This is a genomic window from Janthinobacterium sp. HH104, assembly GCF_001758715.1.
In the GTDB taxonomy this organism is placed as follows: Bacteria; Pseudomonadota; Gammaproteobacteria; order Burkholderiales; family Burkholderiaceae_D; genus Janthinobacterium; species Janthinobacterium aestuarii.
Genome location: NZ_LRIB01000020.1, coordinates 162802 through 175279, shown reverse-complemented (window position 1 = coordinate 175279; position 12478 = coordinate 162802). Strand labels below are relative to the sequence as shown.

At 63.3% G+C, this 12478-nt stretch carries 12 protein-coding genes; 7 read left to right on the top strand and 5 right to left on the bottom strand.

Annotated elements, in window-relative coordinates; translation table 11 throughout:
• Positions 1 to 113: 113 nt before the first annotated feature.
• Together JAB6_RS29240 and JAB6_RS06220 are read left to right on the top strand one after the other, a co-directional pair.
• On the top strand, positions 114 to 899 hold the full coding sequence (locus JAB6_RS29240) for a hypothetical protein (protein WP_175444504.1): 786 nt from the start codon (positions 114 to 116) through the stop codon (positions 897 to 899).
• A 118-nt stretch (positions 900 to 1017) separates the two neighbouring features.
• Positions 1018 to 3063 (top strand): M13 family metallopeptidase, encoded by a 2046-nt coding sequence (locus JAB6_RS06220; RefSeq protein ID WP_070301805.1) that lies wholly within the window; start codon positions 1018 to 1020, stop codon positions 3061 to 3063.
• A 45-nt stretch (positions 3064 to 3108) separates the two neighbouring features.
• Here JAB6_RS06220 and fdx read toward each other — a convergent pair whose 3' ends face one another.
• From fdx to lpxO, 3 genes are all read right to left on the bottom strand, one after another.
• Positions 3109 to 3441: an ISC system 2Fe-2S type ferredoxin gene (fdx, locus tag JAB6_RS06215; protein WP_070301798.1), complete on the bottom strand. Its 333-nt coding sequence runs from the start codon at positions 3439 to 3441 to the stop codon at positions 3109 to 3111.
• A gap of 61 nt (positions 3442 to 3502) precedes the next feature.
• On the bottom strand, positions 3503 to 3901 hold the full coding sequence (locus JAB6_RS06210; RefSeq protein WP_070301796.1) for a DUF6331 family protein: 399 nt from the start codon (positions 3899 to 3901) through the stop codon (positions 3503 to 3505).
• Between the two features lie 82 nt (positions 3902 to 3983).
• Complete coding sequence (lpxO, locus tag JAB6_RS06205) at positions 3984 to 4883, bottom strand: lipid A hydroxylase LpxO (protein WP_070301794.1); 900 nt, start codon at positions 4881 to 4883, stop codon at positions 3984 to 3986.
• 143 nt (positions 4884 to 5026) lie between these two features.
• Here lpxO and JAB6_RS06200 point away from each other — a divergent pair, with 143 nt between their 5' ends.
• The 3 genes from JAB6_RS06200 (at position 5027) to JAB6_RS06190 (ending at position 7929) form a co-directional block, all read left to right on the top strand.
• Positions 5027 to 5461: a hotdog fold thioesterase gene (locus JAB6_RS06200; protein WP_070301792.1), complete on the top strand. Its 435-nt coding sequence runs from the start codon at positions 5027 to 5029 to the stop codon at positions 5459 to 5461.
• A 268-nt stretch (positions 5462 to 5729) separates the two neighbouring features.
• The gene (locus JAB6_RS06195; protein ID WP_070301790.1) at positions 5730 to 7310 is read left to right on the top strand and encodes a methyl-accepting chemotaxis protein; all 1581 of its coding nucleotides are present in this window, start codon (positions 5730 to 5732) and stop codon (positions 7308 to 7310) included.
• An 82-nt stretch (positions 7311 to 7392) separates the two neighbouring features.
• The gene (locus tag JAB6_RS06190) at positions 7393 to 7929 is read left to right on the top strand and encodes a CPBP family intramembrane metalloprotease (RefSeq protein WP_034748491.1); all 537 of its coding nucleotides are present in this window, start codon (positions 7393 to 7395) and stop codon (positions 7927 to 7929) included.
• On the opposite strand, the gene JAB6_RS06185 is transcribed toward JAB6_RS06190, so the two are convergent.
• Positions 7911 to 9410, bottom strand: coding sequence for an MFS transporter (locus JAB6_RS06185; RefSeq protein ID WP_070301789.1), 1500 nt, complete (start codon positions 9408 to 9410; stop codon positions 7911 to 7913). The two genes, JAB6_RS06190 and JAB6_RS06185, sit on opposite strands and share 19 nt — an antisense overlap.
• A 109-nt stretch (positions 9411 to 9519) precedes the next feature.
• Between JAB6_RS06185 and JAB6_RS06180 the strand changes: the two genes are divergently transcribed.
• Together JAB6_RS06180 and JAB6_RS06175 are read left to right on the top strand one after the other, a co-directional pair.
• Positions 9520 to 10413, top strand: a complete 894-nt coding sequence (locus JAB6_RS06180; protein WP_070301960.1) for a LysR family transcriptional regulator — start codon at positions 9520 to 9522, stop codon at positions 10411 to 10413.
• Positions 10410 to 11054: a DUF6000 family protein gene (locus JAB6_RS06175; RefSeq protein WP_070301787.1), complete on the top strand. Its 645-nt coding sequence runs from the start codon at positions 10410 to 10412 to the stop codon at positions 11052 to 11054. Before JAB6_RS06180 ends, JAB6_RS06175 begins: the two co-directional genes overlap by 4 nt.
• Positions 11055 to 11098: 44 nt before the next feature.
• On the opposite strand, the gene JAB6_RS06170 is transcribed toward JAB6_RS06175, so the two are convergent.
• Positions 11099 to 12241 (bottom strand): serine hydrolase, encoded by a 1143-nt coding sequence (locus JAB6_RS06170; RefSeq protein WP_217494605.1) that lies wholly within the window; start codon positions 12239 to 12241, stop codon positions 11099 to 11101.
• Positions 12242 to 12478 lie beyond the last annotated feature (237 nt).

The following is a 12478-nucleotide window of genomic DNA, read 5'->3' as shown; positions in this document are numbered from 1 at the left end:
CAACAAAACAAATGGTTTGAATGTGCCGCGACAGGAAGCATTGCGCAAAGCGCCGTGACATAACTGCGATATTTATTGTGCTATAGTAACATTTACTTAACTTGGGGCGGGCGATGATGAATATCAGCACGGTGGGAATCCAGCTTGGGGCATTATCGGTCGCGCAAGGCAACAAGACATCATCGGACAAGACATCGTCGGACCAGGCGCAGGCCACCCGGGCACCGGCTGGCGCTGGCGCCGTGGCCGACGACGTCGTGATTTCCACCCTGGCCGGGCGCCTGTCGAAGGCCGCGACGGCCACCAGCGCCACCGTCCAGGGCTACGATCATGCGGCGCTGGGTGCGTGGGTGAAGGACAATACGACGGAGATTCTCTATCCACTGGACGCGGAACACAAGGCGGCCGCCGCCAAGCAGGTGCCGGAGCCGAATGACGCGGCCTCGGCAAAGTCGGCCGCTGCCGCTACCGCGTTTGTCGACAGGAAGGGGCCCAATCCCTTTGCCGGCTTGTCGCGCGAGCAATTGTCCACCATTTCGAACGATGACAGCGGGACCTTTACCATCGACGAGCGGCGTGCGGCCTTTACGCAGGCATACGATGAAGAACAGGCCTGGCGCACCCAAGTCGTGGCGCAAGCCATGCAGGAATACAATAGCACCGGCAAGATGACCAATTTCTTCAAGTCGGTGCTGGGCCATTTCAATACATTGCCCCAGCTGGAGCAATCGCAATACCCAGCCAGTTATGCGAGCGACCTGGAAGACAAGATCAAGCTCGATTTTAATTATTTCAATCATGCGGCCGGCGATGGCGGGCCAACGCCGGGCTCGCTTGCGGACCTGCTGAAAAATCAGGGTAAAAAGACCGTGGACCTGTTCGATCTCCTGATCCGCTGATCCCTGGAATTGTTCAACTGTCATTGTTGCGGGGCAGGCTGGCGGACTATAATCCGGCCTCCCATGCCTGGACAAGCATGTTCCCCAACATGAAGTGAAAACAATTAAAGGAATCTTCGTGAAACGTTCACTGATCAGCGCCGCCTGCTGCGCCTTGCTCGCCTTATCTTCGCCCTCGCTGTACGCCCAAGCTAACAATCCCGCCGCACCCGTCTCCGGCATCGACCTGAAAACCCTGGACCCGGCAGTCAGCCCCAGGGATGATTTCTATGGCTATGTCAACGGTGTCTGGACCCGCAATACGGAAATCCCGGCCGACAAATCCGTCTGGGGCACCTACATCGAATTGCGCGAAATTGCCCAGGGCCAGTTGCGCGGCCTGATCGACGCCACCGTGAAAAATCCCGGCAAGCCCGGCAGCGAGGCGCACAAGATCGCCGACCTGTACACGAGCTTCATGAACGACAAGGCGCGCAATGCGGCCGGCTTCAAGCCCCTGCACGCCGAACTGGCCCGCGTGGCTGCCGTCAAGGACAAGAAAGACTTGCCGGCGCTGCTCGCCTATCTGCAAGGCAATGGCGTGGCGACGCCGTTTTCCGCCTATGTGGCGCCCGATGCGCAAGACCCCGAGCAGTACACGGTCAATATCAGCCAGTCCGGCCTGGGCTTGCCTGACCGCGATTACTACCTGAAGGACGACGACGCCAAGCTGCAAGCCGTGCGCGCCAAATACCTCAAGCATATCGAGACCATGCTGGCCATGAGCGGCGACAAGGCCGCTGCCGAACATGCGGCGCAGATCCTCGACATCGAAACGCGCCTGGCGGCAGTGCAGTGGACGCGCGTGCAGATGCGCGACCCCGTCAAATCGTACAACCGCGTCGATTTCGACAAATTCGCGGCGCTGGCGCCGGCCTTCGACTGGAACGCCTACTTTACGGCCGCCGGCCTGACGCCGAAAGCTTCCTCGGCCGTCGTGCGCCAGCCCAGCTTCATGACAGGCTTTGCCGAGACCGTGGCCGCCGTGCCGCTGGCATCGTGGAAGAGCTATCTGCACTGGCGCATCATCGAAAGCTACGCTTCCTACCTGGACAGCGCGACCGTCAAGGAACGTTTCGCCTTCGACGGCACGGTGCTGCGCGGCGTGCCGCAAAGCGAACCGCAGTGGCAGCTGGCGCTGCGCTTCACGGATAACGCCATCAGCGACGCCGTCGGCAAGCGCTACGTGGAAATGTATCTGCCGCCGGAAACCCGGCCCCGCGTGATGGCCATGTTCGACAATTTCGTCGCCTCGTTCAAGGATGGCATCGAACAGCTCGACTGGATGGGTCCGGAAACCAAGAAGGAAGCTCAGCTCAAGCTGGCCGCCCTGAAGCCGAAGATCGCCTACCCCGATACCTGGCGCGACTACAGCAGCATGAAGACGCAGCCGAATGACCTGATCGCCAACGTGCGCGCCGCGCGCGCGTGGAGCCGCCAGCAAAACCTGGCCAAGCTGGGCAAACCGGTCGACCGCGACGAATGGTCGATGACGCCGCAAACCGTCAACGCCAGCTACAGCCCGGCCTTGAACGCCATCACGATCCCGGCCGCGATTTTGCAGCCGCCATTTTTCAACGTGAAGGCGGAAGACGCCGTCAATTACGGCTTGCTCGGCATCACTTTTGGCCATGAAATCAGCCATGCCTTCGACGATTCGGGCAGCCAATACGATGCCAAGGGGCGTCTGCGCAACTGGTGGACGGCGCAAGACCGCACGGCCTTCAAGGCGCTGGCCGCCGGCCTCGTCAAGCAATACGGCGCCTACAGCCCGGTGCCTGGCTACCACATCAATGGCGAGCTGACCCTGGGCGAAAACATCGGCGACAATTCCGGCCTGTCGATCACCTACAAGGCCTACCAGCGCTCGCTCGGTGGCAAGCCGTCGCCCGTCATCGATGGCTTGACGGGCGAACAGCGCCTGTACATCGGTTTTGCGCAGAAATGGCGCGCGAAACTGCGTCCCGAAGCGGCCATCGCCCAGATCAAGAGCGACCCGCATTCGCCGGGCGAATTCCGCGCCAAGGGCACGGTCAAGAACCAGCCCGGCTTCTATGAAGCGTTCGGCATCAAGCCGGGCGACCCGATGTATCTGCCGCCCGAGCAGCGTGTGATCATGTGGTAAATCACGTGGTAAACCCGTAGGGCAGTCGCGCAACCGCGCCAGGGACTATTCCTTGGCGTGGTTCAGCGTGTACCGGGGCAGTTCGACCGTCAGGTCTTCCTGGGCCAGGCGCGCCTGGCACGACAGGCGCGAGTGGGGCTGCAAGCCCCAAGCCTGGTCCAGCATGTCTTCTTCATTGTCGCCCAGCTCGTTGAGCGAGTCGAAACCCTGCACCACGACCACGTGGCAGGTGGAACAGGCGCCGACCTGGCCGCAGGCGTGTTCGATGTCTATTTTGTTGAGCTGCAATGCGTCGCAAATGCTCATGTTTTCCGGCGCGTCGAAGACGGCGCCTTCCGGGGCCAGCTCGGGATGGGGCAGGACGGTGATTTTTGGCATGCGGGATTCTCCTCGTTTATCCTTCAATGCCGTCACTGTGGACCTTCCCGCCTTGGCAAGGTCAAGCCCCTGCGGCATCCTGCGCGACGATGCACTCGTCCAGATGCTCGAGCAATTGCAGGAACACGCGTTTATCCGCGTAGTGATTCATCGTGTTACTCAGCAATACATCGCTGGCGGCCGCTGCCACGGCGCTGTGGGCTTGCGCGCAGGCGGCATGCAGTTGCGCGCGATCGAGTTCCAGCAGCGCCGTATTGACGGCTTCGCGTGTGAAATCGTAGGCATCCATGCCGCAGCAGTCGGCGACACAATGGGTTTCCAGCAGGCAGATCAGCGGCCACAGTTCCCCCAGCAAGGGATCGATGTCGATGGCTTGCTCATAGCGGCCGTCAAGACCGATGAATTCGATCCATGCGTCGTCGCCGATCTGGATATCGTATTGGTGGTCGCGTTGCGTCATGTTTCAACATTCTCCTGGGCAGTGGTATCGCATTATAAAAAAAACCGCCCGAAGGCGGTTTTCTTGTGCGGTAATGCGGCGCTTAGATAAAATAGATCAGCGCGATGATGCCCACGACCAGCGCCACGCGGGTGATCTGGTAGGCCGTCTTGTTCCACGCCTTGAAGCGGCGGCGGTACTGGCCCATGGTCCAGGAAATCTGGAACAGCTTGCTCACGCCGCCCACCTGGTCGCCCAGTTCGTTTGGCGAGGCGGCGGCTGTCATCAGGGTGCGGCCCAGCCAGCGGTTCAAGCCTTGCGCCCAGCGGTAGCGCATCGGGCGCTCGATGTCGCAGAACAGGATGATGCGGTCGCTGTCGGCATCGTTGCGGGCCCAGTGGATATACGTTTCATCGAACATCACGGCCTGGCCGTCGCGCCAGCTGTGGCGCTCGCCATCGACGTCGATGAAGCAGCGGTCGTCGTTCGGCGTCTGCAAGCCCAGGTGGTAGCGCAAGGAGCCGGCAAACGGGTCGCGGTGCGGGTTGAGCTTGCCGCCTTGCGGCAGTTCCGCGAACATGGCCGCCTTGATCGACGGAATCGATTGCAGCAAGGCATAGGTTTGCGGGCACATCTGCTGCGCCGACGGGTGGTTCGCGTCATACCATTTCAGGTAGAAACGCTTCCAGCCATATTTGAAGAAGGAATTGAAACCGACGTCATTGTTCTTTTCGGCGGCCTTGATCTTTTTCATTTCCTGCATGCGCAGCGCTTCATCGCGGATGATTTGCCAGTTCTGCTGCAGCGGCGCCAGTTCCGGGAACTGCTCGACGGCCAGATACGGCGTGGCCGGCACCTTGGAAAAGGTGTGCATGAACAGGTTCAGCGGCGCCATGAACGAGGAGTGATCGAAGATCTGGCGGCGGAACGGCAGGCGCACCTTGCCCCGAAAATGAATATGTAAAACAGAAAACACAAAAATGCCCAGCAAGGCCCACTTCATACACAACCTCGTTTTTTAAGAATGGGGCAATTATAACCAGTTAATGCCATCGCCACCCCGGGCCACGGTGAAGGAAAGATGAAGCGGCACGCTCGGACGCTCTGTCCTACAATGGCCTTTTCTACACACTATCCGAGGTAACAATGGAAATCTGGCACGCACCGCTCGACCTGGCCATCCTCAACGCCGCCAGCGAGGGCACGGCCATGCGCCACCTGGGCATCGAATTTACGGCCTTCGGCCCCGACTGGATCGAGGCGACCATGCCCGTCGACCACCGCACCATGCAACCATTCAAGCTGCTGCACGGCGGCGCTTCCGTTTTGCTGGCCGAAACCTTGGGTAGCATGGCCGCGAATGCCTGCCTCGATTCCAGCCGCCACGTGAGCGTGGGCCAGGAAATCAATGCCAACCACTTGCGCGGCGTGCGCGGCGGCCAGGTGACGGGGCGCGCCACGCCGATCCACCGGGGCCGCACCAGCCAGGTCTGGGAAATCCGCATCACGGGCGACGACGGCAAACTGTGCTGCATCTCGCGCATCACCATGGCCGTCATCGACGCCCCGGGCGCGGGCTGATACGGCAGCTCTTGACTTGCATCAAGGCATGAAAAGCGAGCGCGTGAAATCATAAAAAACGCTGTTCGCTTATAATTCAGTGTGCTGTTGTATGGCGTAGCGGAAAGTCCCGCGCGCCTGCATTGCCCGACATTAGAAGCTGACTGCCCAAAAAACGCCAGTTAGAGACCCATCCCGCAGCATGCGGGAAAGGCACACGACGGCGAGCAGATCGCCCGGTTCTAGCGGAACCGGCAAAAAATCAACTTTATACAGGGCAATAACAACAATGATGTCATTCAATCGTTTGACGATAGGCGCGCGCCTGAGCGCAGGCTTCGGGCTGCTGGTCTTACTCATGCTGGTGCTGGCGGCCTTTGCGCTGCTGCGCATCGGCGCCATCTCCGGCGCCATGGACGCGCAGGAAAAAGTCCAACTGGACAAACTCGAACCGCTGTATGTGGCGCGCGAAGCGCTCGACCAGACGGGCCTGGCCGCCCGCAACGCGTATATCTTCCACGACCAGGTCGCGGCCGAGAAAGAGCTGGCCATCCTCGACAGCCAGAAGGCACTGTACCTGGACGCGCTGGCCCGGCTGGCGCCGCAGTTCGCCGGCGATCCGCAATTCGAGAAAGTCAGCACGGGCTTGAAAGCCATGGCGCAGGAATTGCAGCGTCCGCGCCAGTTCCGCGCCGCTGGGCAAATGGAACAGTACGGCACCTTCCTCGTCGAGGAGTGCAGCCCCCTGCGGCGCCAGATCGTCGCCGACATCGATACGGTGCTGAAAAACGTGCAGCGCGAATCGGAGCAGGCCAGCGTGGCCGCGCGCGCCATCTACGGCCAGTCGCTGCGCTGGATCGGCGTGCTGGCCGCGCTCAGCGTGCTCATTTGCATTGCGGTCGCCACCGTCATCACGCGCGGCCTGCTGCGCCAGCTGGGCGGCGAACCGGCGTATGCGGCAGCGATTGCCGGGCGCATCGCGCTGGGGGAGTTGGCCATCGACGTGCACACACGCCATGGCGACGACAGCAGCCTGCTGTTTGCCATCAAGACCATGCGCGACAACCTGGCCGCCATCGTCGGCAAGGTGCGCCATGGAACGGAAAGCATCGCCACGGCCTCGACCGAGATTGCCACGGGCAACCGCGATTTGTCGCAGCGCACCGAGCAGCAGGCCGGCTCGCTCGAAGAAGTGGCTTCATCGATGGAAGAACTGATTTCCACCGTGCGCCAGAATGCGGACAACGCCCAGCAGGCGAACCGCCTGGCGCGCGAAGCGTCGCAGGTGTCGGAGCAGGGCGGCAAGGCTGTGGCTGAAGTGGTGCACACCATGGGCCTGATCAATGCCTCGTCGAACAAGATCGTCGACATCATCGGCGTGATCGACAGCATCGCCTTCCAGACGAATATCCTCGCCTTGAACGCGGCCGTGGAAGCGGCGCGCGCCGGCGAACAGGGACGCGGTTTCGCCGTCGTCGCCACCGAGGTGCGCAGCCTGGCGCAGCGCTCCAGCGCCGCCGCGCGCGAAATCAAGGCCCTGATCGACGATTCCGTCAGCAAGGTGGGTACTGGGACCGTGCTCGTCGAGCAGGCTGGCGCCACCATGCATGACGTGGTGGCCGGCATCGGCAGGGTGACGGGCATCATGGCCGAGATCAGCCACGCCACGCAGGAGCAGGGCGCCGGCATCGAACAAGTCAACCGCGCCATCGTCGACATGGACCGTGTGACCCAGCAAAACGCGGCCCTGGTCGAGCAGGCGGCGGCCGCCGCGCACGAATTGCAGCAGCAGGCGGCGCAGCTGGAACAGGAAGTGGGCATCTTCAAGCTGGCCCCGCCGGCCAACGGACCGCTGCGCCTGGCAGCCTGAGGCCGACAGTGCTTTGGCGCGGCGCGCGCCAACCGGCATATTCCGCGCTACAATGAGCGCTGGATCACCGCCAGGACGACTCATGCAAGTGCGCAGCAGCCATGATCTATCCAGCCCGGACGACGACAAACCGGCGCCGCCCGTGCTGCAGCTGGCCCTTGCCGGTCTCGGCTGGGGCTTGCTGACCTGCATGCTGTGCTTTGCCATCCTGTTCGTGACCAAATGGCTGCTGCCGCCCGAATACTGGGGCGCGCACACGGGCCTGTCCAAGTTCAAGCGCGAAATGTCGCTGCCCCTGCTGGTGTTCTGGGTCGTCATCTATTCCCCCATCCTGGAAACCTTCCTCGGCCAGCTGCTGCCGCTGGAAATCCTCCGGCGCCTGGGCGCCAGCCGGCAGCTCAGCGTTTTTATCGGCGCCATCCTGTGGGCCATCGTGCATTTCATCAGTGGCGGCCTGCTGCACGCCATCGTCGCGCTGGGGTCCGGCGCCATGTTCAGCTTTGTCTACCTGCGCTACCGCGCTCCCAGTGTGGCCGTTGCCTATGCGACAACGGCGTTTGCGCGCGCCTGCAACAATATCGCCATCCTTATCGCCGTGTTCTACGGCCTCGACGCCTGAGTCGCACCATTCCGAAGCAAATACGGCACCAGCGCCGCCAGCGCCACGGCCAGCACTGCCAGGCCGTTCAGCAACTGGCGGAAGGCGGCGTCATAGCTGGCGCGCAGCAGCGCTTCCTGGCCGCCCAGCAGCTGTGTTGCCTGCTGGATGTCACCGAGCGCGGCGCGGCTGGCGGCGGCCAGCACCGGTAAATCGGCCGGCAGTTGCCGCGCCAGGCCCGCACCGATCAGGCCGGCCAACAAGGAGCCCGCCAGGGCCAGCGCCACCCCATCGGCACTGACGCGCACGGTATTGAAGATGCCCGTCGCCATGCCGGCCCGCTCCGTTTCCACCACGCTCAGGGCCATGCCATCCATCAAGCCCCACGGCAAGCCGATGCCCACGCCGATCAGCAGCAGGGGGCCGGCCAGCGCCGCGGTGCCGCCATGGCCCAGCACCTGCGCCAGCCAGGCCAGTCCCGCCGCGGCCAGCAGCAGCCCCGCCGCACACAGGGCGCCCGTCTTGACCCAGCGCGACAGCAGCGCCGCCAGCACGGGCACGAGCAGCAGCGGCGCGGCCAGGGCGATCATCAGACGGCCCGCCGCCAGCGCGGACATGTTGTCGATACCGATGAAACGCCCGGGCAGCATGACGATGAGCACGATGAACAGGAAGGCGGGCGAGGCGGCCAGCACCTGCACGGCGACAAAGCGGCGCTGGCGGAACAGCGACAAATCCAGCATGGGCCGCGCCGTCCTGCGCTCGATCGCGACAAAGGCGAGGAACAGCAGCACGGATGCGGCGATGGACAGCAGCACGGCGCCGTTGCGCCAGCCGTGTTCGGGCGCCAGCAGCATGCCCAGGGTCAGCAGGCCCAGCGCGGCGCTGAAGCTGATGGCGCCAGGCCAGTCCAGCCGGCCCTGGCCGCGCGCCGGATCGGCCGGCACGCTGACCCATACCAGCAGCATGCCGGTGGCGCCCAGCGCGGCCGTGGCATAAAAGATGGCGGGCCAGCGGGCCAGCGCCAGCATGGCGCCGGCCGCCAGCGGACCGAAGGCCAGGCCCAGGCCGAATGTCGTGCCCAGCACGCTCATCACGCGGCTGCGCGCCGCGCCGTGGAACAATGGCGCCAGCGACGACATGGCGGCGGCGAACGCTGCCGCGCCGCCCAGGCCCTGCACGAAGCGCAGCGCGGCGATCCATGCCACCGATGGCGCGACGGCGATGGCCAGGGTCGCCACGCAAAACAGCGCCAGCCCCGCCAGCCAGACGCGGCGCCGTCCCAGCACGTCCGTCAGGCTGCCGGCCACCATCATGGCGCTGCCATAACTGAGGATATACGCATTGATGACCCAGTTCAGGGCGGCGGCGCTGCCGTGCAATTCGGCGCCGAGGGCGGGCAAGGCGACGGCCGGGCCCGTGAAGCACAGGGGTATCAGCAAGCCCGTCAGGCAAGCGGCCAGCACTTGCAGCGGGAGTGAAAGAGGTGAGGAAGAGGACATGGGTGTCGGATATGAAAGAAAGAGGGGCGAGTATGGCGCGCCCATCATTGAAGAAAAATGGGCTAAACTGATCAACATATCGGACAAGAATGTCTTCAATGGAGTTCGCATGGATAGCTTGGGTGGCATCGCCATGTTCGTGCAGGTGGCCGACAGCGGCAGTTTTTCGGCCACGGGCCGGCTGCTGGGCCTGTCATCGTCGGCCGTGGGCAAGAGCGTGGCGCGCATGGAGGCGCGGCTGGGCGCGCGCCTGTTCCAGCGCAGCACGCGGCATCTGGCCTTGACGGCGGAAGGGGAAAAATTCCTGCAGCGCTGCAAGCGCATCCTGGCCGAGGTGGAAGCGGCCGAGCGCGAACTCGGTGAATCGGGCGGCGCGCCCAGCGGCCGCCTGCGCATCAGCCTGCCACGCTACAGCGGCCTGTTCGAAGCGGCCATCGCTGCGTTCATGCAAGCCTATCCCGCCATCGAACTCGACCTCGATTTCTCCGACGCCATGGTCAACATCGTCAGCGACGGCTTTGACGCGGCCGTACGCACGGGCGAGCTGGCCGACTCAAGCCTGATGCGGCGCAAACTGTGCACATTCCGCCGCCTGCTGGTGGCGTCGCCCGCCTACCTTGCGCGCCACGGCCGGCCCGCCGATGGCGCCGCGCTGCTGGGACACGCGCGCCTCGATTACCGTTTTCCTGCCACGGGCCGTTTGGAACAGTGGCCGCTGATGGACGAGGCTGCCCAGCCGGCGCCCGGCATGGTGTGCAACAGCGTGGAAATGCGCGTCTTCCTGGCCGTGCAGGGGCAGGGCGTCGCCTACCTGCCCGCATTTGCCGTCCAGCGCGAGCTGGCGGCGGGGCAACTGGTCTCGCTGCTGGACGAGCATACGCAGGCGCGCACGGCATTCTGGCTGCTGTGGCCGGCCAGTCGCCATCTGCCGCCGCGCTTGCGTGTATTCATCGATTTCCTGGTGCAGCAATTACAGGATCAAACTTTTGGAGCTATGCCATGACGGTCGATTCTTCCCTGACGCCATTGCAATTGCATGTGGCCGGCGCCACCGTGCGCCATGACCACCCGTTTGCCATGCCGGCGCTGCCGCCGCAGGAACCACTGACGGCGGCCTTGCGCGATGACTGGGTGCGGCCCCTGTACATGGGCTTGCACCAGCCCCAGGCGCTGGCGTGCGCGCAGCGGCTGGCGCAGGCCGACGCCACCGTCATCGCGCGCCTGCTGGGGCAATTCGACTGGCGCAGCCGCACGGCGGGCGCCTACCTGGCCGCATTGACCGGACAGTCCGCTTTCACGGACCAGCTGGGCGGCCTGCTGCTGGCCAGCGAGGTCTGCTACGCGGGCAGCGCGTATTGCCTGGCGCTGGCCGTTTTCGACACGCCAGCCAGCCGCGATTACCTGCACCGTTATCTTGCACATTACCTTTGCCAGCCGCAGCTGCACTTTGATCAGGAGCACGCGATGGCGGCCATTGCCTACCTCGATGGCCAGCATGGCCGGGATGAGGCGGCCCGCCACGGGCCAGCCTGGACCGGTTTCGCCGCCAGCCGCCCTGGCCTGGCGCTGGACGACGCGCTCGCGCAATTTTCTTCACGCACGGCCGCCTTGCGCGCCTTGCAGGCCGCAGCGGCTGGCAAATAAGCGCCATCTCCCCAAACTGTGGCGCCGTGCGTATTGTTGGCGGCCTACTTCGCACTTTCCATCGATGCCACTGTGTCGAAAATAGGCGCCAGCGCGCTTTCCATGGCGCCGGCGGTCGCGTCGCCGCTCTGGTTGGTGATGATGAAGACCCCAAGCTGATATTGGGGAACGACGTAAGCGTAGCTTTGCGCGCGCGGCACGCCGCCATGGTGTACATAATGCGTGCCCAACTGGCGATTGCTGCCGATGTTCCAGAAATAGCCAATGCTGAAGTCATCCTGAAAGCGCACCAGCGGCTTGTGCGATTCGGCGACCGCAGGATGGGCGCTCAATTGCAGGCGCAGGTATTTCGCCATATCGGGCATGGTCGACTTCAGGTTGCCGGCCGCTCCCCAGGGCAGTTGCGGCATCGGTGTCGTGATGACGGGATTGTCGCTGTGGTAGCCGGGCGCCAGCCGGCCGGCATCCTGGGCTGCGATTTTCAGCCCGGTATCGCGCATGCCGGCTTCGCGCGCGATGAATTGCGTGAGCAGGACTGCATAGGGCACGCCGTAGATTGTTTCGAGCGTGTGCGCAATGAGTTCGGTACCGGCGCTGGAATAGGCGTAGTCCTTGCCAAGCGGACCCTTGATGCTGACCGTATGCAAATCCTGCCAGAATTGTTGTTGCCCGTAGTTGGCATACGCTGCATTGAGCTTTGCCGGCGTGGCGTGCGCCGTGAAATCCTGCAATATGGTGTTCACCTGCAATGGCAGCATGCCCGGCATATTGCTGGTGTGCGTGATCAAATGGCGCAAGCGCACGGGCTGGCCTTGCCACTGCAGGTTCGGATAGGCCCCCGGCAGGTAGTTTTGTATGGGATCGTCGAGCGCCGCCTTCCCGTCCAGCACAGCGTTCGCCAGTAGCAGGCCGGCAAAAGTCTTGCTGACCGAGCCGATCTCATACAGCGTTGTATCGTTTGGCGGATTGGCTTTGCCGGTCTCCAGCTCGCCCTGATGCAGGATGAATTCCTTGCCGCGATAAACGACGGCAATCGAGGTCGCGTGCAGCAATGGTGACTGCAGCAGCGTGGTCGCGGTCTGGCGCATGGCCGCAGGAATGTTGTGCGCAGGTGCCGTGGCTGCTGGCTTGCAAGCTGCCAGCGCGAGTGTCATTACAGTGATGCTTGCGGCGAGTTTGGTCATCATGCGCACCATCGAGGGGGGAGGGGCATTCTCGCACAATGGCTACAGCGGTGACAGAAAAAACTTGGCAAAAATCTCATCTTCTTTCTTCCATGCAGTGTGACATTTGCATGACAAATAACAGTGCCTGTCCCGATTGCGCGTCATTAAGGCGTGCATGCGAGGCGACGCTCAAGCGCTCGCCGTCCATGCGCCAAAAGTGCCGGACCGTTGAAGGTGCACGCTGAATGGCAAGTGGAT